Source organism: Paenibacillus sp. NN59, from assembly GCF_057597225.1.
Genome location: NZ_CP199678.1, coordinates 2,460,852 through 2,480,942, shown reverse-complemented (window position 1 = coordinate 2,480,942; position 20,091 = coordinate 2,460,852). Strand labels below are relative to the sequence as shown.

19 protein-coding genes are annotated in these 20,091 nt (G+C 46.4%); 3 read left to right on the top strand and 16 right to left on the bottom strand.

The window, feature by feature from the left end; genetic code table 11:
• Nucleotides 1-16: 16 nt before the first annotated feature.
• The 6 genes from fabD to ACT89M_RS10990 form a co-directional block, all read right to left on the bottom strand.
• Nucleotides 17-952, bottom strand: a complete 936-nt coding sequence (gene fabD, locus ACT89M_RS11015; RefSeq protein ID WP_154886402.1) for an ACP S-malonyltransferase — start codon at nt 950-952, stop codon at nt 17-19.
• A 25-nt stretch (nt 953-977) separates the two neighbouring features.
• Nucleotides 978-1,967: a beta-ketoacyl-ACP synthase III gene (locus ACT89M_RS11010; protein ID WP_090923953.1), complete on the bottom strand. Its 990-nt coding sequence runs from the start codon at nt 1,965-1,967 to the stop codon at nt 978-980.
• 8 nt (nt 1,968-1,975) lie between these two features.
• Complete coding sequence (gene plsX, locus ACT89M_RS11005) at nt 1,976-2,971, bottom strand: phosphate acyltransferase PlsX (RefSeq protein WP_154886404.1); 996 nt, start codon at nt 2,969-2,971, stop codon at nt 1,976-1,978.
• Complete coding sequence (gene fapR / locus ACT89M_RS11000) at nt 2,968-3,516, bottom strand: transcription factor FapR (RefSeq protein WP_244159423.1); 549 nt, start codon at nt 3,514-3,516, stop codon at nt 2,968-2,970. The genes plsX and fapR overlap by 4 nt, the downstream gene beginning before the upstream one ends.
• Before the next feature lie 392 nt (nt 3,517-3,908).
• Entirely contained in the window at nt 3,909-4,082 is a 174-nt protein-coding gene (gene rpmF, locus ACT89M_RS10995) for a 50S ribosomal protein L32 (protein WP_090923906.1), read from the bottom strand.
• A gap of 65 nt (nt 4,083-4,147) precedes the next feature.
• Nucleotides 4,148-4,654: a YceD family protein gene (locus tag ACT89M_RS10990; protein WP_090923907.1), complete on the bottom strand. Its 507-nt coding sequence runs from the start codon at nt 4,652-4,654 to the stop codon at nt 4,148-4,150.
• A gap of 509 nt (nt 4,655-5,163) precedes the next feature.
• Between ACT89M_RS10990 and hmpA the strand changes: the two genes are divergently transcribed.
• Both hmpA and ACT89M_RS10980 read left to right on the top strand, forming a co-directional pair.
• Nucleotides 5,164-6,399, top strand: a complete 1,236-nt coding sequence (gene hmpA, locus ACT89M_RS10985) for an NO-inducible flavohemoprotein (protein ID WP_154886406.1) — start codon at nt 5,164-5,166, stop codon at nt 6,397-6,399.
• Nucleotides 6,400-6,649: 250 nt separating this feature from the next.
• Nucleotides 6,650-7,894: a nucleotidyltransferase gene (locus tag ACT89M_RS10980; RefSeq protein WP_154886408.1), complete on the top strand. Its 1,245-nt coding sequence runs from the start codon at nt 6,650-6,652 to the stop codon at nt 7,892-7,894.
• A 315-nt stretch (nt 7,895-8,209) separates the two neighbouring features.
• Here the strand turns inward: ACT89M_RS10980 and ACT89M_RS10975 are convergent, their stop codons facing one another.
• Complete coding sequence (locus tag ACT89M_RS10975; protein WP_090923910.1) at nt 8,210-9,250, bottom strand: SepM family pheromone-processing serine protease; 1,041 nt, start codon at nt 9,248-9,250, stop codon at nt 8,210-8,212.
• A 264-nt stretch (nt 9,251-9,514) separates the two neighbouring features.
• Here ACT89M_RS10975 and ACT89M_RS10970 point away from each other — a divergent pair, with 264 nt between their 5' ends.
• Nucleotides 9,515-10,849 (top strand): nucleoside recognition domain-containing protein, encoded by a 1,335-nt coding sequence (locus ACT89M_RS10970; protein ID WP_253495462.1) that lies wholly within the window; start codon nt 9,515-9,517, stop codon nt 10,847-10,849.
• Here the strand turns inward: ACT89M_RS10970 and coaD are convergent.
• The 9 genes from coaD to ACT89M_RS10925 form a co-directional block, all read right to left on the bottom strand.
• Nucleotides 10,827-11,333 carry a pantetheine-phosphate adenylyltransferase gene (gene coaD / locus ACT89M_RS10965; protein ID WP_154887388.1) on the bottom strand — a complete coding sequence of 169 codons (507 nt, stop codon included), beginning with the start codon at nt 11,331-11,333 and terminating at the stop codon, nt 10,827-10,829. The two genes, ACT89M_RS10970 and coaD, sit on opposite strands and share 23 nt — an antisense overlap.
• A gap of 1 nt (nt 11,334) precedes the next feature.
• Complete coding sequence (rsmD, locus tag ACT89M_RS10960) at nt 11,335-11,943, bottom strand: 16S rRNA (guanine(966)-N(2))-methyltransferase RsmD (protein WP_154886412.1); 609 nt, start codon at nt 11,941-11,943, stop codon at nt 11,335-11,337.
• A gap of 252 nt (nt 11,944-12,195) precedes the next feature.
• Nucleotides 12,196-12,549 carry a DUF3021 family protein gene (locus ACT89M_RS10955; RefSeq protein ID WP_338060891.1) on the bottom strand — a complete coding sequence of 118 codons (354 nt, stop codon included), beginning with the start codon at nt 12,547-12,549 and terminating at the stop codon, nt 12,196-12,198.
• Nucleotides 12,550-12,653: 104 nt separating this feature from the next.
• Nucleotides 12,654-13,514: an AraC family transcriptional regulator gene (locus ACT89M_RS10950; RefSeq protein ID WP_261769165.1), complete on the bottom strand. Its 861-nt coding sequence runs from the start codon at nt 13,512-13,514 to the stop codon at nt 12,654-12,656.
• A gap of 217 nt (nt 13,515-13,731) precedes the next feature.
• Entirely contained in the window at nt 13,732-14,166 is a 435-nt protein-coding gene (locus ACT89M_RS10945; RefSeq protein WP_154886414.1) for an Imm44 family immunity protein, read from the bottom strand.
• A 430-nt stretch (nt 14,167-14,596) separates the two neighbouring features.
• Nucleotides 14,597-14,902, bottom strand: a complete 306-nt coding sequence (locus ACT89M_RS10940; RefSeq protein WP_090923916.1) for a hypothetical protein — start codon at nt 14,900-14,902, stop codon at nt 14,597-14,599.
• A gap of 196 nt (nt 14,903-15,098) precedes the next feature.
• Complete coding sequence (gene lacZ / locus ACT89M_RS10935; RefSeq protein WP_154886415.1) at nt 15,099-18,149, bottom strand: beta-galactosidase, LacZ type; 3,051 nt, start codon at nt 18,147-18,149, stop codon at nt 15,099-15,101.
• A 133-nt stretch (nt 18,150-18,282) separates the two neighbouring features.
• A complete protein-coding gene (locus tag ACT89M_RS10930; protein ID WP_090923918.1) occupies nt 18,283-19,113 on the bottom strand; it encodes a carbohydrate ABC transporter permease in 831 nt (276 codons plus the stop codon).
• Nucleotides 19,106-20,005 (bottom strand): carbohydrate ABC transporter permease, encoded by a 900-nt coding sequence (locus tag ACT89M_RS10925; protein ID WP_090923919.1) that lies wholly within the window; start codon nt 20,003-20,005, stop codon nt 19,106-19,108. The genes ACT89M_RS10930 and ACT89M_RS10925 overlap by 8 nt, the downstream gene beginning before the upstream one ends.
• Nucleotides 20,006-20,091: the final 86 nt, after the last annotated feature.

Sequence of the window (20,091 nt, the reverse complement as noted above, 5' to 3'; positions counted from 1 at the left end):
TGCTTATGTGATTTAATTATTTTTTAAGATCAGCAGCGGTTGCTTCCAAGGTTTCAAGACTGTTTACATTGTATAATTTTACGGTTTTATCTGTTTTTTTAATCAAACCGGTTAATACATTGCCTGAACCAATCTCAACAAACGTATCCACACCTTGCTCAATCAGCCATGTCACACTGTCTTCCCATAAAACCGGAGAATAGACCTGGGTGGTAAGCAAGTTCTGAAATTGTCCATCTTCAGCAGGTCTTGCGGTTACGTTAGCTACCACAGGAACCTTCGCAGGTGAGAACGTCGCTGTACTCAGCTTATCGACCAGCTTATCGGCAGCGCCTTTCATCAATGAAGAGTGGAACGGACCACTTACTTCAATTGCAATTGCGCGCTTGCCACCTGCTTCCTTCACCCGTTCTGACACGGCAGCAACGCCCTCTTTTACACCCGAAATAACGATTTGTCCAGGACAGTTAATGTTGGCAAGTTCAACTGTATCTCCGCTTTCTGACACTTCACGGCAAAGCACCCCCAGCGCTTCCCGATCCGCACCCAGTACAGCAGCCATTGCTCCCTGTCCACCTGGAACAGCTTCTTCCATATACTGACCACGTGCCCGGACAATTTGCACAGCATTCTCAAAGGAAAGAACACCCGCTGCCACTAGTGCACTGTATTCGCCCAAGCTATGACCTGCAACGTAGTCTGCCTCAATTCCTTTTTCTTTGAAAGCTTCCAGCAGTGCAATACTCGCGGTGAGCAGTGCCGGCTGGGTATTGGATGTCTGTTTCAGCTCCGTGTCTGGTCCTTCAAAGATCAGGTTGCTCAGCGAGAAGCCCAGCGCCTCATCTGCTGTGCGAAAAACTTCCGTGGCTGCAGGTACAGACTCATATACATCTTTGGCCATACCTACTTTTTGTGATCCCTGTCCAGGGAATACAAAAGCGATTTTACCCATTTCATTCATCCTCCAGCTGTCTAGTTTACCATACGAGTACGGATGCGCCCCAAGTTAAACCGCCGCCGAAACCAACCATCAAAACAGTATCTCCTGCTTTCATACGGCCTTCTTCTGCAGCTTCAACCAGTGCAAGTGGAATGGATGCCGCCGACGTGTTCGCATACTTGTCTACATTGACAACCACTTTCTCCTCTGGAAGTTCAAGTCGTTGCATAGCCGATTGAATAATTCGAACATTCGCCTGATGTGGAACGAACAAATCAACATCCGTGCGATCCATGCCAGCTTTGCGAAGAACTTCAATCGTTGCTGTACCCATGACACGAACAGCAAATTTAAACACTTCACGGCCGTTCATATAGATATAATGCTTTTTGTTCTCGATCGTTTCCGCACTTGCTGGCAGACGTGAACCACCGCCTTCAATGTTAAGAAGACTGCCTCCTGCCCCTTCTGCACCGAGATCAAATGCTTTGAAACCACGGCCTTCCGGAACTTCACCAACAACGACAGCTCCTGCTCCATCACCGAAAAGAACACAAGTGTTGCGGTCTGTGTAGTCTGTAATACGTGACAAACAATCTGCACCAATAACAAGCGCGTTGTTGTACATGCCGCTTTGAATGAAACTGGTTGCCGTTGCAAGACCGTATACAAACCCGGAACAAGCAGCAGACAAATCAAATGCAGCAGCGCCCTTGGCACCCAGTTTATCTTGCAGAATGCAAGCTGTCGACGGGAAAGAGGAGTCCGGTGTAATCGTAGCAACGATAATCAGATCCAGATCACTGCCTGTCATGCCAGCAGATTCAAGCGCTTTTATTGCTGCCTCATAGGCTAGATCAGAAGTAGCTTGATCCGGTGCAGCGATATGCCGCTCCTTAATACCTGTACGACTGACAATCCACTCGTCATTCGTATCGACCATTTTTTCCAAATCACTGTTTGTCAAAATTTTCTCCGGCACATATTTACCTGTACCAATAATCCCTACTGGGCGCAAATTATTCATATCGTCACTCACTTCCCACTAATTTCCTTAGATATGCTCTCCACCAACTGGTTTTGTACTGCAATCCGTGCCTGACGCACGGCATTTTTGATCGCATTGCCGTCAGCGGAACCATGGCTTTTGACGACCAGTCCACTCAAACCTAACAATGGGGCACCACCGTGCTCCGTATAATCAAGTTTGCTCTTTAACCCACGCAATTCTGGCATGAGTACCGCCGCAGCCAATTTATTTCTGAAGGATGAAGTAAATTTTTCTTTGAGCAGACCGAATATCGCTCCTGCCGCGCCTTCCAGTGATTTCAGCAGGATGTTGCCTGCAAACCCGTCACACACCAGCACATCACAGGCACCAGTCAGTACATCACGTGCCTCTACATTCCCCACAAAACGAATCGGAAGCTGTTCTAAGAGCGGATAGGCATGTTTGGTCAGCTCATTGCCTTTGCCCGGCTCTGTGCCCACGTTGAGCAACCCCACTCTCGGGGAGGCAATGCCTTGTACTTTTTGCCGGTACAAACTGCCCATCAGCGCGTATTGTGCCAAGTGTTCCGGTTTAGCATCCATATTCGCACCGAGGTCTAACGCAAGCACACCTACATCATCCATCGTGGGAATCATGGGGGCAAGTGCAGGACGTTCAATCCCGTCCATCCGGCCTACAACAAGCAAACCAGCCGTCATTAACGCCCCTGTATTCCCTGCCGAGATCATGGCGTCGGCTTCCTTCTCTTTGACCATACGTCCGGCTACAACCATGGAAGAATCCTTTTTGCGCCTTACTGCCTTTACCGGCTCATCATCTGAACCAATCACTTCGGAAGCGTGCCGAACGCTCAAATTGGCTGGTCTTGCTCCTGACTGACTTAAAAGAGGTTCAATCTTGGTTTCATCGCCAACCAGGACGATCTGTGTATCCGCCCATTCCGTAGCTGCGGCAATAGCCCCTTCTACGGTTGACGCAGGAGCATGATCTCCTCCCATGGCATCAATGACGATTCTCATTCCATATGACCTCCTTCTTTGCTGTCTTCTCCACCTGAATGATAGATCACAAAATTACCTTGGAACACCATTTCTTCACCAACATAGGTGAACACTTCAACTTTGGCTTTCCCCTTCTGACCGGGAATTGATTTCACATAAGCTTTGGCAATACACTTTTCTCCCAAACGAACAGAGCGAACAAAACGTATATCTGCCGAAGCAGTTAACGCAATCTCATCATTAATGACAGCGACAGCAAGTGAATTCGCTTGTGCAAAGACATAGTGCCCGCGGGCAATACCTGTTCTTGAAAAAACATGTTCCTCTTTGATCTCAAATAAGGATATCCCGCTCTTGTCCAGCTGTAAATCCACAATGTCACCGATAATCTCATGCAGGGGCAGTGATCGCACCTGATCATACGAGCGCTCCGCCATCAGTTTCATCCGTTCCCGAAGCTCCGGTATGCCAAGTTCCAGCCTGTCAAGACGGATCGTCTGGATACTTACCTTCAATTGACGTGTAAGCTCCTGATCGGTCACAAACGGATTCTCGTCTATCATTTTGGTTAACTGCTGTTGCCTCTGTCTCTTCGGTAAACGCTCGATGCCTGACACCCCCCGCTGTATCGTTTCCAGAACCTACCTTTAGGTTCGTTCTTTCAAACCTTACTTCTTTATATGCTGTAGCCCTGCTTATTCAGGGAGCTTCTAAATAAAAGTGTATGATGATCTGTATGTAACGTCAAATCTTAGAACCTGGTACTAAACTATAGTATATCTCATCCTGTGTCAAAAAGAAAGGCTAGTATAACAAATTCACATCACTTCATCAAAGTGCTGATGAACATGTGTAACAAGCATACATACCCGCTTGAACAAGCTTATGCGTTCACTTTTCTTTACACAAAAAAGCAACACCTCATCGAAATGAAGTGTTGCTTGATGTGTAGCTATTATTGAGAGATGATCTCTCTTGCTTTGTACGTTCCGCACACTTTGCACACGTGGTGAGCAAGCTTCAATTCGCCGCATTGTTCACATTTCACCATGCCCGGTACAGCCAATTTAAAGTGAGTGCGACGTTTGTCGCGACGCGTCTTGGACGTTCTCCGTTGAGGTACTGCCATTATTCCCACCTCCTTATCAAAATCAACCTTTGCAGGTAGTAGTTACGTTCGATTTTCAATCATGCTCATTTAAAAAAATCCTTGAGTCCTGCAAGCCGCGGATCAATAACCTGGTTATCGCAACCGCAGTCACCTTCGTTCAGCTCATGGCCACACTTAGGACAAAGTCCTTTGCATGTCTCGCTACAGAGCGGTACAAACGGAAGATCCAGCAGAAAAGCTTCCTCGGCATAACCTTTCAGATCAACGCTATCCTCATCCACATAGAGAGTATCGTCATCTTCAGATAATTCCTCCGGTTGTTTTCCCTGCTTGAATTGCTCATGAAAATCAATATGAAAATGTTCACTTAGTGGCTTGAGACAACGGGAGCACAACATGTCCACCCCTACTGTCAGTTTGCCATGAACATCCACAACGTTCTCCTCTCTGATCTCTGCAGACAAATCTGCAGTCAGCGGAGTAACGGCTGTGATATCTTGTCGGTTAGAAACCAGATGTTTGATATCCCACTGTTCGTTAAAGCGCAGGGGGCGATCACTGGTTGCCACTTTGCGAAATGGCATTATCATGTTCTATCACTCCAAACGAAACCAATTTCATAAATAGTTGTCTAACGAATGGCGGCAGTATACAGTACAAGACGATCCTAATATGTGCGTTCATTCCTGACTGTATGTATGCTGTCTGTCACTCACAAAAGATTTATGAAACTGACTTAACAAACAAAAATCATTATACCGATTTTCCAAGAGGTTTGTCAACACTTTTAACTTTACACCCTTTCTGGAAAACAATCACTCCGATTCAGCCGTCACATCTGATCTATTATAGACCTACTCCATCATAACTACAAGTCATCTATAGGATCTATACTTACGATTCTATCCCTTACTTATATCTGATGCTCTCCACTCCTTACATCGGTCACCAATCGTTAACGAATGGTGTGATCTATGTCACACAGGTCGCTAGACCTGATGCCTATACTTGTCGTAGATTCAATCACAAAGTAACTTTCACAACCATTTTTATAACCATCCATTATTGATATTTCAAAGAAAATCGGGAGGGAAATTACATGTTAAGCCAACAAACGATTGACGTAATCAAATCTACAGTACCCGTACTTGAAGTTCATGGAGAAGCCATTACACGCCATTTCTATCAAACGATGTTTACGGCTCACCCGGAGCTATTAAACATTTTCAATCACGCAAATCAAAAACAAGGCCGTCAGCAAGCCGCACTCGCCAACATGGTTTACACCGCGGCAATGCACATCGATAACCTCGCAGCTATTTTGCCAGCCGTTCGTCAGGTTGCTCACAAACACCGTAGCCTCGGCATTGTACCTGAACAATACGCTATCGTTGGCACTTATCTGCTTCAAGCCATCAAAGATGTACTCGGTGATGCCGCAACTGATGAAATTTTAGCCGCTTGGGGCGATGCTTATCAAGGGATTGCAGATGCCTTTATAGGCATTGAGCAGGATATGTACAGCGAAGCCGCAAATCAAACGGGTGGATGGGACGGTTTCAGAACCTTCAAAGTTGCCAAAAAAGTACAAGAAAGCGAACTCATCACTTCGTTTTATTTGATACCGGAGGATGGCAAGTCTATCTCTTCATACAAGGCAGGACAATATATCAGCATTAAAATCCAGCCTGCCGGACAGGAATTCACTCAGATTCGTCAGTATACCCTTTCCGACGCACCTGGCAAACCCTATTATCGTATATCCGTGAAACGTGAGTCGGGCGGATCGGATCGCCCTGACGGTGTAATTTCCAATTATCTTCACAATCATATTACAGAGGGGAGCCTGGTCGAACTTTCCGCTCCTGCGGGTGATTTCACATTGGATATGGAAGATCCGCGTCCTGTTGTGCTGTTAAGCGGAGGTGCAGGGATAACCCCTATGGTCAGCATGCTGAATACAATGTTGGAGTCGGATGATCAGCGTTCCATTACCTTTTTACATGCTAGCCCGAACGGATTATCGCACGCGTTCCGCGATCACGTAAGTCAACTGGCTCAGGAGCATGTTAATCTCAACGCACACTATTGTTACACTTCTCCTGCCGATTCCGATCTGGAAAATGAGCTGGTTTACAAACAGGGATACATGGATGCGGCATGGCTTCGTCAAGTCATTCAAGAACCGGATGCGAACTATTATCTGTGCGGCTCTGTCACGTTTATGCGTTCGGTATATGCAGAACTTCAGTCCATTGGTGTTGCAGAAGATCGTATCCATTATGAATTTTTCGGGCCAAAAGCCAGTCTTGCTCCTGCTACGGAGAATGTGTGAGCATAAAATACAGTCGGAAAGAAAGATAATAACAACTATATTTCAGGTACAGGCTGCATCTGCGGATGCAGGTTCTGTGCCTTTTTTCATCATTTGCTCTAATGCCAGCTCTATTCTATGATGAAAGAGGTAAAATGAGCTTTGACGGTGAACAAACAAATGTATGCTATCCTATATTGTAAAAATGTCATGACCCGCGTGATTAACGACCCCATGGGAGATTTCAACGCGACAGGAAGGAGTAACGCTCATGAAAGCTGTAGGCGTTATTGTGGAATATAACCCGTTGCACAACGGACATGTGCATCATCTGAATGAATCGCGGCGGCTTAGCGAAGCAGACGCCGTTGTTGCCGTGATGAGCGGCCCTTTTCTCCAGCGTGGCGAACCCGCCATCGTTGGTAAAAGGGCACGCACCGAGATGGCGCTCCATGCTGGCGCCGATCTGGTGATTGAACTGCCGGTTGCCTATGCGGTTCAACCGGCGGAGTGGTTTGCCTTCGGTGCGGTATCATTGCTGCACCGCACCGGGGTTGTGGACTCGCTCTGCTTTGGCAGCGAGTCCGGCGACATCGACAGCCTGCAGCGCATTGCGCGCGTGCTGGCTGTGGAGCCCGCAGGGCTGCGCGAGGATATCGCGCGCCGCCTACGGGAGGGCGCCAGCTACCCCGCCGCGTACGCAGGCGCGGCGGCAGCGCTGGCGCCCGGCGGCGTCGATGCTCACGACGCCGCGGCACTGCTGGAGCAGCCCAACAATTCGCTTGGGCTACACTACCTCATCGCGCTGCAACGGCTTGGCAGCGCGATCCAGCCCTTGACGGCGGCACGTACCGGTGCCGCCTATCATCAGGCGACGCCCGGCCCGGGGGCGATCGCCAGTGCCACAGCTGTCCGCCGCCTGCTGCTGGCGGACGGGCCCAAAGCCGCCGCACCATATGTGCCGGCGGCAACCCTTGCCATTCTGCATCGCGAATGGCAAGAAGGACGCGCTCCCATGCACTGGGAGCGCTTCGCCCAGCCGCTGCTGCACATCGCGGCCACCCGCCGTGCCTCCGAGCTGGAACGTATTGCCGAAGTCACGGAAGGACTGGAGCATCGGCTCATACGTGCACTCGCCCAGCTCCCCGAGCCTTCAGTCGAGGCTCTCCTGAATGCGCTCAAAACCCGGCGTTACACGCGCACCAAACTGCAGCGCATGCTCGCCCACCTGCTCCTGAACCACACAAAAGAAGAGTGTTCACCAGAGCGATTAGCCACCGGACCCGGATATCTGCGTGTCCTCGGTTTCACTTCAACAGGCCAGAGTCTGCTCAAACAGATGAAAAAAACAGCCACCCTGTCTGTTGTAATGAAACCCTCAACGTTTGAACATGCTCAACTGGAGTTGGATATCCAGGCGCAAGCCGCCTATGCTCTTGCCCATGACCAACAGGATTCGCGCAACATATCACGCATAATGTATAGCGACTACTACGAATCACCCGTGAGAATCTGACTCATCTCGCCCTACAAACTATAGAACCAGCAAAAAATCCCCTGTGCCGAGCCTTTGGCTGTCATCACAGGGGATTTTGTCATTTCGATTTTTTAAAAGCAACGTCTTACACATGTATCCTACCAATGCACAACACTTATCGTATTATTCAACCTGACCTGGACACTTAATTTACATCCCTTTTTCTCATTGCTTTCTCGCTCTTTTTTATGAATCTCCTATAACTGTTTTTCCGAGCGTACCTTCTTATTTTAAAAGAGGTCACTGCCCAAGCTCTTCTAAGTCCAATCTTCTAGTAAGATACTCTTATTTCACTTAAGACTTCACAGACAGAGTTTTCAAGAAGGCTAACGCATCATCGAGTGTGCTTACGGGCACAAGCTTCATTGGAGTGTTGATTTCTTTTGCTTTGGCCTCAGCTTCTTTGTAGTTGTCTTTAGGTACAAAGAAAATTTCTGCCTTTTTACGGTCGGCAGCGACAATTTTATGTTGCACACCGCCAATGGCTCCTACAACACCATCTTTCGTAATCGTACCTGTACCAGCAATCCGATGTCCCTTGGTCAGATCACCAGGAGTCAACTGATTATAAATCTCCAACGTGAACATTAACCCGGCAGATGGACCTCCCACCTGCGTGCTTGAAAATGTGATTTGTTTGTTCGGGTCTTCCGGCTTCACCTTCTGCACGGCACCAATCATCACCCCAAGTCCAGTACGCATCTTGCCTGTCTTGCTGTCTTTCACCTCAACCAGCGTGATATCCCGGCTAATCGTTTCACCGCCGCGCTCCAATTGCATCTCCACCGTATCCCCGGCTTTTTTTCCTTCCAGCTGTTTGGCAAGCACCGTATTATCCGGTGTAGCTGTACCGTTCACACCCAGAATAATATCTCCGGGTTCAATATCTCCATCCGGTTTGGGATTTTCCGAAAGACCAAACACAAAGATGTTTTCAGGCACAATGGAGTATGCAATGCCCGCTTTCTCATAGGCCGCTTCCATGGCAGAGGATTGCGAATCACTCATGAACCAGACTTGTTCAGCGGAGTATTCCGCCTCGCTTTTACCACGCAGACGATCTTCCTTTTTATCCACTTGTGCATTTTTATCAAAATACGAAGTGCCTAACAAAAATAAATTGGCATACGTTGCCGACACGGTGGTCATCATGAATACGCCTTTTTCATCTTTGTCACCGTCCTTCACGGTAACCATGGGTTTAACTTCATCCGCACTGCCGGGTTTATAAATAATATACGGCGTTGGCATGTACACCGTAAGATAAACAATAAGAGCCACCGCGATCACGTAGATCGAAGCTCTGAAACCACCTGTTTTCCGGAACCGATTCATCTCATGAGCCTCCGTTCTTATCTCTATACAAGCTGAACCCACTCCACAAGAGTTGCTTTGTGTAATTCATTTAGCTCATCTTATTCCATATGATTATAATCCAAGTCTAACACCTTGTTGTTCCTGCATACAATGGTACAGGCCGGATAGGCCGCAGGATGATTCGCCGTCTATCCGGTCAAGGCCGAACCGTTTACGAACGTGATTCGGCCGTCCACTATAATCCCAATGCCCGAGGGGCGTTAATTGATATGAGGTGAAACGATGACCGTATCCAGTGAGGTTCGAAGTCCGGGTTTGGTACGAACCGTATTCCTGAGCACCAGTGCATTCATGCTGGTTGTTGCAATAGTTGCATCTCCGAAAGAAGCGTTCGACGCATCCATTCAAGGACTCGACATCTGGTGGAAAATTGTCTTTCCTGCCCTGCTGCCGTTCCTGATGTTATCCCAGATGCTGACCGCGTTTGGCTTTACCCACGCCCTGGGGGTTCTGCTAGAGCCCCTGATGAGGCGTTTGTTCAAGCTACCCGGCCATACCGGGTTCGTTCTCGCTGTGGGCATGTGTGGAGGTTTTCCAACCGCCGTAGATGCCGTATCTCGATTACTCAAGGATCAACAAATGACCGCCAGACAGGCGGTTATTATTACGGCAGCAGCTCATTTTGCCAACCCTATGATGATTCTGCTGGTTATTGGAGGTGCTTTTCTTCATAATCCTGCCGCTGGATATTTTCTCCTCATTATACACTGGATCAGTGGCTGGATTGCAGCAGCCGTTGCCATTCGTCTCATTCCTGCATCCCGCAAAAAAAATCTTGTACCAGACTCCATGTCACCTAATAATGATGTCCATTCTCTCTCTCCAGCCCAAGATCACACAGAGACAGAAAAGAAGCAGTTGCCTCCCTTAGCTCCAGATTCTCAGAAACTCCGCATCGGTTCGCGCATGTTGCGAGCCGCTAGAGAAGCACATAGCCGGGACGCACGAGGGTTTGGCAAATTACTGGGGGACACCGTATCTCAGGCCGTACAAATTCTATTATTAACTGGAGGATACATCATCGTTTTTGCTGTATTTATCCGGTTACTCTCACTCTATCTGACTCCCGGTATTTCAGCTGCAGTTTGGCCTTCTGTGCTGGAGCTTCACCTGGGGACATACCACATTAGCAAAACAGCAATAGCACCCGCCCTACTGATGGCATTCCTGGCAGGTGCGCTTGGCTGGGGAGGCGTATGCTCGCACCTACAAGTCTCGTCGATGCTAAGAACAGCCATCCCCGGACTGCATTCCATGCTCTTTTTCATTATCGTTCGATTAGGACATGGGTTAACCGCCTTTAGTCTTACCCTCTGGTTGTGGGAACCATTCAGCCGTTACAGCACAGAAGTATCGACCACATGGCAGACCACTGCGGTAGAGCGCTCAAACTCTTTATTCTATTGGCCGTTTCTGCAATTTCCAGACACCACAAGTACATGGCAACTCATCTGGAACAGCTTCCCTGTAGCAGCCCTAAGTCTCGCTTTACTTCTTGGGGTAATGATTAGTCTCTCGGGCCTTACCTTATGGATTAACCGCCTTTTTTCTCGCTGATCTTCTGACGAAGCGCAGCTTCAACTTCAGGCGATACCAGATCCGTTACATCCCCATGATAGTGGGCGATTTCTTTAACGATACTAGAACTGAGGTAGGAGTATTTCGGGTTGGTCATCATAAAAATCGTTTCTGCATCCGGGTTCAACTTGCTGTTGGTCGACGCGAGTTGCAACTCATATTCAAAATCGGTTACGGAGCGGATGCCGCGAACGATAACCTGCGCTTCCTTTTGCCGTACATAATTAGCGGTCAGATCACGGAAGCTATCCACTTCCACATTCGGCAGGTGGCTGGTTACAGTAAGAATTAACTCTTTGCGTTCCTCTACCGTGAACAGCGGATTTTTACTCATATTGTTCAATACAGCGACGATGACACGGTCAAACTGTTTAGACGCTCTCGCAATTATGTCGAGATGTCCCATCGTTACGGGATCAAAGCTTCCTGGGTATACGGCAATACGTTCCTGCCGATGAATCATTTCAGTCATGAGGAGCCTCCTCTTCTGTGATGCTGTTTTCTTCATCCTCTGCCGCACCGGGTACGTAATCGTAAATGGATACAGCTGTCTCACCGTACACCGCTTTACGCGTTTGCTCAAACGGGCCAAATTGCTCCGGGTATTCATGTTTGGATTCATACTCAAGCACGATGGTTGCACCTTGGGTAAGCAGCTCCAGTTCGTGCATCGTTAACATTAACTCGTGCCCGTTCTTCATGCGATAGGGCGGATCGAGAAACACCAGATCAAATGTTGCGTTACGTTTAGCCAGCGCTTTGAGCGCACGACCTGCGTCATTCCGATATACAGCCGCCTGATCCTCCAGCCTCGTTGCCTTCAGATTTTCGCGGATCACTTCAATACTTTTCGATTCCAGATCAACAAAAACAGCCTTGTCCATGCCGCGGCTCAGCGCCTCGATACCAAGACCTCCACTGCCTGCAAACAGATCCAATGCTGCCCCGCCCTCAAAATAAGGACCAATCATACTAAACAACGCTTCCTTCACCTTATCAGTGGTTGGACGCGTACCTGTGCCGGGAACTGCCTTCAGCGGCCTGCCCTTCGCACTTCCAGATACCACTCTCACGAATGTGTCACCTTTTCTCTCTATGTAAGTTTATTGATAAAGCTATCGTACCACAATCAGGTTCCGTTTGAAAAATACTGTTGAGCAATATGTATAAAAAGGAAACCCTTGGGCCATTCTATAATTATCGACATCACAAGTGTCGTAGACAACCGCGGAGAAGACTTACGTTTCCCCATAAGCTCTTCGTCCGGTTTCTCCTCTCCCATGAAAAAGAAGCTCTCGAAAGAGGGCTTCTTTTTGTTGAGCAATTTATCGAGAGAAAAATTGGGTTAATGTGAAAAGTACAGACCATAAAATGATCCCAACAAAGATAAAAAACAGGAAAACTTTAAAAGCATCGAAAACAGAATGAATCGTAAACCAGCCACTTAACAGCAGGATCGGATAAATGGTCACAAGCATTACAGTAAAATGGATACCGCTTTTTTTCGCCAAAGTCCAATGTTCTATGTTATAAATAACAGTTGCAGCACCGACAAAAAGAGCAATCAGACTTGCAACAAATGTGCCTTTAGCGTCAGCATATTTTCCTTGAGAATAAAGGATCAGAGCGATACCGTTCATAATCACGAAGGGTATTCCACCTCTTAATAGTGCATTCATCACCAAGATTTCCAACCTTCTTTCTCAAAAGAACTAGATAATAATCCATTTTGGATAAATTGCTGGCCATTTTCCATCTTTCTTCTTTATACGGTAATCATTCCTTACAATGATTTAATGTCCTCTTCAATTTTACGAATCGGAATCCATACTTCAGTGATGAAATCCTTCTCCCGTTCATCCACCCAGTAATATTTTTCTATACAGGGTCCTTCCACTTGTTCAAAATTCGTTGACGGGAACCACTCGGTGTAGATCCGTTTCCAAATATCCTGAATGCTTACATCAATTTCGACATCATCTGGCATCGTCCCTCGGCTGTCAAAAACAGCATAAGTTTGATCAGGTATAGGAAGGACAGTAAATTCATCCGGTACCTGAATGCCCTCTGGCACTTCTGCTCCCATCAAATACCGCCTCGAACCATTCTCAGCAAAATCATAATGATACCCATATAACAATGATCCATCCGGTTTCTCTAACAACTTGAGTATCTGACCATGGGTCCCATCTTTCCAAATGCCCTCCACAAATACGGGTATCTCTTTATACGCATCTTCATGGATGATAACGCTTTTCCCAAATACAATAGAGCCTTTTTCCTCGACAAATCGATAATTCATCTCTGATTCACCTCTAACCTGAATTTGAAAGGAGATTCGAGGAAATGCTTTAAGTTTCACATTCATTTTCTTCGCCTCAAGAGGTGTTACCCCATGCATCCTTTGGAACGCTTTTGTAAAAGCTGCTGGACTTTCATAACCATACTTAAGTGCAACATCAATAACTTTACAGTTTGTTCCTGCTAACTCCTGAGCCGCAAGTGTGAGACGTCTGTTTCTTACGTACTGGGTAACCGTTACGCCGGTTACTGCATGAAACATTCGCTGAAAGTGATACTTCGAACTCATGCCTGCCCTAGCAATATCTTCAATCTCAATTGGCAAATGAAGATGTCGTTCCACATAATCAATCGATTGGTGAAGCAGTTTAAATATTTCCAGGATCTCTCATCTCCTTTCTTTTACAGTGTAAAAGAACCCTCTGGAATCTTCTTGCTCAGAAATGCTCTGATTTGTCTATTATTAAAAGAACCGACTAATCAGTCGGCCAGATACTGCTATTTTGACACTTAACTTATTTCTTATAGGTTACTCTAAGAATGATTGAACTCACCCGTTTCTACTCATACTTCTCCTGCATCTCATTCAACTCTGCTTCCTCTTCCGTCTGCAACCATCCAATTTCTTTAAGCCACGCACCCATATCTGCAATAAATGCATCCCTATCCAGATGATCTATCTTATACTTCTTCATCTTGTCGCTCACAAACGTATAAAACGCATGGCCTAATGCATATCGCTGTTTACTTTTGCTCCAGGTCTTATAACGGTCTTCACTAACCGTCATATCGAAATAGATTACCTTTTCTGCCTTCACATGTCTGACGTTTGATTTGCACCCATATTCATCGGGAAGGCAGCGGAAGACAAAGTACAGTTCAATATCACACGAAGCATATTTTTCAGCGGCTTTGTCGAAAACAGGCTGCAATTCATCAGATAGGTCAACAACTTGTGTCAGCCCTGACGTATCGGTTGTTTTGTCCAGAATCAAAGCGCAACCTCCTTGTCTCGACAACTCAAGTACATTCTTGTTTAACACGTTCTCTTTGTTTTCGATTCGAGATTCGCATATTCATTAACGTTATAAAAAGTAGGACAGACGGCAAGAACATAGAAGATGCTCCTGATCTGATCGCATAGAAAGCAAAAAAAATCAGTGAAAGCCAAGTTATGATTTCTATGATCTCCAACTTCGTTAACGTCACTTTAAAAGCTTTTTTTGAAATGATGCGAATCAGGAGGTAAGCAATTAAACTATAGAAAGCAACCATACCCAGCAAGGAAAGAGCAACGATTAACATCATCATTCTGAATCACTCAACTCTCATACTTTTCCTTAATTTTACTACAGAAGTAGAATTATGTCTCCTGATCTATCTACGTACTATGGATCACCAGAGTACCTGTCACTTCACTTCTCTTCACTTCTCTTCCGTCACAATCGTAGCATTGTAGATCACAACCCGTTTCCCGTTCAGGTCAAACAGTACTTTATTGCCATACTCCGTATCCTGTACGTCAATCTTGCCTTCGTAAGTCTGAATCAGCTCACCCGAATTACTATATACCTTAACTACACGTTCCAAGCCGCCAGCATTATTTGATCTCATCGTTTTGAGTGCACGTTCACCTGAAGCCGTATTGAAATACCATATAAATGATCCAACAATGATGCCCAGAACGGCGATCACTGTCACCCACACCCCTGTTTTTGCTTTTCTGCTCATCCTGTCCCCTCCTCAGTATCTTTGTGCAGTACTCTACGAGAATGAAGCGAGAACGGTTTCAATAAGGGAAAGCAAAAAAACAGAGGCCCCCATCCAAGGGAACCTCTGCCTCTGATATAATCACGTTTTAATTCAAGTTACCACTACATTGACAAGGTGCCAACATCACTTGTTGTTCTTACCGTATACTTCCCTTTTACAGTGAACGAATAACGAATTCAAAGCTCAGTTCACCATTGGAAGGAATTTGATATTCCGGATGTACCGGAGCGCCCCAGCTATCGTCACCGCCAACACCCATTTGTTTACCGGCTACCGTAACGACAGTGTAATGCACTGGTGGCAACTCATACACATGCTGCGCATTCTCCAGTTCAAACGCTGTATATGGTGACACATTCAATTCAACCGGTGCACCGGAAGCTTCGATTTTGAAACCGCGTCCTGCATTGTCCGTCAACTTAGCCCAGCGTACCCCTGTACGGTTACCCGACTCTTGCGGTACAAGATATGGAGCCATCGTATCTGCAACCTTACTGCCATGGATCCCCAGACGAGCGCCAAATGCGCGATCCGAATAGTTTTCCTCTGGTCCCATTGCCAGCCATTCCACATTCTCATAATCCGGAGATGTTCTGAACGACAATGCGTGGATAGGCAGGTTTGGCAATCCTTCGGTACCTTTGTACGTGTTATGCACATGTACACTTCCATCAGCCAGCACCGTATAGGTCACTTTTACCTCTACATCGGCCGAGATGTTCAATTTATAGGTGAACTCAATCCGGTACTGATCCGATTTTTGTTCATGTTTCCATTCTACAGAACGTGGCAACAGGCTGGCAGCATACCATGCACCAAGCTCAAAGCCCATTGCTGTACCCTTATCATTGTCTGTCGTTGCACGCCAGAACAGTGGTGCAGGTGGGATCGCAATCGTTTCACGACCGGAGAATTTCAGGGAAACGAGTGTTCCAAACTGCTTGGAGAACAACACATGCGTTTGACCAACGCGAACACCAATGTTTACGTCACCTTCAACCACCTGAATATCGCTCACAACGTTTTTATCCGTTACAACAGCCGCTTCGCTACCTTCTTGTGTGAAAATAAACTGGCCAAACGCGACTTCCTCACCTTTGTCACCCCACAGCGTTGCTTCTTTCAGTACAAACGCCACGTTAACAGCATATTCGCCACCTTCAAGAGCCTTTGCATTCAAAGGAAGTTCTATCACAGTTTCACTTTCCGCAGCAACATTTACATCCAGTGTACCGCGCAATACTTCATTTCCTTCACGCTCCAGGCTGTACACCAGTTCATACGCGGAAGTATCTGTGAACAGGTTCTGGTTTACGATTTTAACGCCGTCACGGCTTGGGAACAATTTAATGTTTTGATACAGGAATTTAACCTCCTGCATTTTAGCTGTCACTTTACGATCTGCGTGCACAATCCCGTTGCCACAGAACGAATAGTCTGATGGACGATCCCCGAAGTCCCCGCCGTAAGCCAGATACTCTTTACCGTAACGGTCTTTTTTGTAGATCGATTGATCGATGTAATCCCAGATGAATCCACCTTGATACATCGGGTACTTATCTTCAAGTTCTGTGTATTTATGCATACCGCCAATGGAGTTACCCATCGCATGCATATACTCACAGCTGATATATGGTTTGGTCGGGTTATCGTTCAGGAATTCCTCGATGTCAGCCGGTTTTGCATACATCCGGGATTCCATGTCACTTGTGTCATTGAAACGGCGGTCGTGGAACACACCTTCGTAATGAACCATACGTGTTGGATCTGCCGATTTGAAGTATTGTGATACTTTGTAGATCACTTCACCACCATGGGACTCGTTACCACAAGACCAGATCAGAATGGACGGATGGTTTTTGTCACGCTCTACCATCGAAATTGCACGATCCATAACAATATCATGCCATTCCGGCTTATCGCCAGGGATTACCCATGAAGGCTCAACAGCCCCAAGCTTTTGCCAGGAACCGTGTGTTTCCAGGTTCATCTCATCAATCACATAGAGTCCGTACTCATCGCAGAGCTCATACCACAAACTTTGGTTCGGATAATGTGATGTACGAACAGCATTCATATTGTTTTGTTTGATCGTACGCACGTCCCACAGCATGTCTTCCTTCGTTACAGCACGACCACGGCGCGGGTTGAACTCGTGACGGTTTACGCCTTTGAACACAATACGCTTGCCATTAATGTGCATCACTTTGTCGATCATTTCGAATTTACGGAAACCGACGGCTTGAGGAACAACTTCCACAAGGTTGCCTGCTGCATCATATACACGGATGTACAGACGATACAGATACGGAATCTCTGCACTCCAGAGGTTAACTTGGCCAATTTCTTCACGCAGTTGTACCAGCCCATTATCGACTACATTACCGCCAAAACTTTTGACTGTATTTCCGTTCTTGTCCAGAAGCTCGGCTTCGATCCGTGCACCTGTTGCCGCTTTTCCTTCCAGTTTCAGATCGAGTTCCAATGTACCGTTTGTATATGAAGCATCCAAATCGGTACGAACATGAACATCACGGATATGTGCAGCCGGAACTGTGTACAGATATACATCTCTGAAGATACCGGAGAAACGCCAGAAGTCCTGATCCTCTAACCAGCTACCTGTGCTGCGTTGGTATACTTCAACCGCCAGTTTGTTCTCTCCATCTTGAAGGAACGGTGTCAGGTCAAAGTCAGATGGTGTGAAACTATCTTCTCCGTACCCTACGAATTGTCCGTTCAACCATACATAAAATGCGGATTCCACACCTTGGAACGAAATGTATACCGGATTCGCTTCCCAGCCTGCTGGCAGATGGAATGTGCGAATGTAACTACCCACCGCGTTTTTATCCTGCGGCAGAGCTGGCGGACGGAGTTCATTCAATCCATCCCATGGATATTGCGTGTTCACATATTGAATCTGTCCGTAACCTTGAAGCTGGATATGTCCCGGTACTTCAATATCATCCCAGCCTTCGCTGGAGTACTCGGATGTATAAAATAGTTCAGGACGGCAATCCGGACGGATTGAGTAGTTGAATTTCCAAGTTCCATTCAGATCGTAACGAAGTGCCATCTCAGCGGAAGCCACAGCTTCTTCCATCGTTTGATAATAGCGGTGATCGGAATAAGCATGAAGACGGTTTACCTCAAATACACTTACGTCACCTAACCAGTTGATATCTGCCTTTGTTGCTTTCATCGGCTCTCTCTCCCTCTGTAGTACGAATTTCGTGATGAGTTTGCATCTATACAAAAAAGATAGAGGTACGCCTGTACAGGCGTCCTCCCTTCTTTCCTGCATTCGTCCAGTTGGACGTGATATGCACTTATGCTTATTTTACGGAACCAACCATACCTGCAACAAAGTGTTTTTGCATGATGAAGAACACCAGTGCAGTTGGAAGTGTTGCAATAACAACTGCTGTCATAATAACGCCGTAATCTGGAGCATAACCTGCGCCCAGGTTGGAGATCAGGAGCGGAATGGTTTGCTGATCTGGCGTTTGCAATACGATGAGTGGCCATAGATAGTTGTTCCAGCTGCTCATGAATGTAATGATCGCTGCTGCTGCGTATGTTGTTTTCATCGTAGGCATGTAGATTTTCAAGAAAATACCCAGCTCGCTCAGACCGTCAATCCGACCTGCTTCCAACAAATCTTTCGGGAACATTTTGGTGTTCTGACGGAAGAAGAAGATCAGGAACGCTGTTGTGATGGTCGGGATAATAACCGAAGCCATTGTATTAATACCGATTGCCGGTGCTGCACTCGAAATGGTTGCAAACATCCGATAGAGCGGAATCATAATCGCTGCAAACGGGATCATCATCGACATGAGCAGGATGTTAAACACGATATCGCGGGATTTTGTCCGAAATACTTCAAACCCGTAACCCGCCATGGAACCAATCAAGAGAGCAAGAATGGTTGACACGATGGAGATAATCGCTGAGTTGCTCAGTGCCTGAATCAGATTCGTAGTGTCGAGCAATTTGTTGATGTTTTCAATTAAAGCGGAGCCCGGCAGCAACGTGCCTCTAGTTACGTCTACTGATTTGTTTGTAGCGCTGACGATCATCCAGAAAAATGGGAAGATGGAAATAAAAGCGACGAGGGACAGGAAAACATATGTGAAAATGCGTTTTGCTTTTGAATTAGCCATTTTTATTATCACCTGCCACTTTGAACTGGATGATGGACAAAATAATGATCAGAATTACGATGGAATACGAAACGGTTGCTGCATAACCGAAGTCCGGTGAATATTTGAACGAAAGGTTGTAGATGTATTGTGAGATCGACATGGTCGCGTTACCTGGACCACCTTTGGTAATATTCATAATTTCATCAAAGATTTGCAATGTACCAATCGTTGATGTAATGGACGTAAAGAGAATGATCGGTTTGAGCAATGGTACAGTAATCTTGAAAAATTGAGTGAAAGCATTGGCTCCGTCAATCTTCGCTGCTTCATAGATCGATTGATCGATGTTTTGCAAGGATGACAGATAGAAAATCATGTTATATCCGGTCCAACGCCAAGTAACGGCGATTATGATCGTAATTTTAGCCCAGAACGGGTCGGTAATCCATTGAATTGGTGTGCCGATAATGTGTAAACCCAGCAAAGCTTGGTTCACCATACCATCCGGTGCAAACAAATACTTGAATACAACCGAGTAAGCAACAAGTGAAGTTACACAAGGCAAGAAAATTGCAGTACGGAAAAAGCTCCGGAAACGCAGTGTGCTGTCATTCAGCAATACGGAAATGAACAAACCGAGAATGATCATTAAAGGTACTTGAATGATTAAGTAAATGAACGTGTTTGATAATGCCGTACGGAACGTGGTATCAACGAGCAATCTTTTGTAGTTCGCTAGGCCCGAAAACTCAAGGTTGGCACCTTTGCCTGACTTGAATGATAAGAGCAGCGCTTGAATCATCGGATAGAAGTAGAATGCTACAATTCCGACAACAGCCAGCAAAACAAAAGCCCATCCAGTCAAATTATTTTTCTTTTGGAGACTGTCTCCTGTATTTATGGCTTTCACAGTATGGCTCCTCTCTCTCCATGCAACATGGTCAGAACCTACAGAGCCTCTCGCCATGTCCAGCTCGACTTGCGCCAGACAAGGGA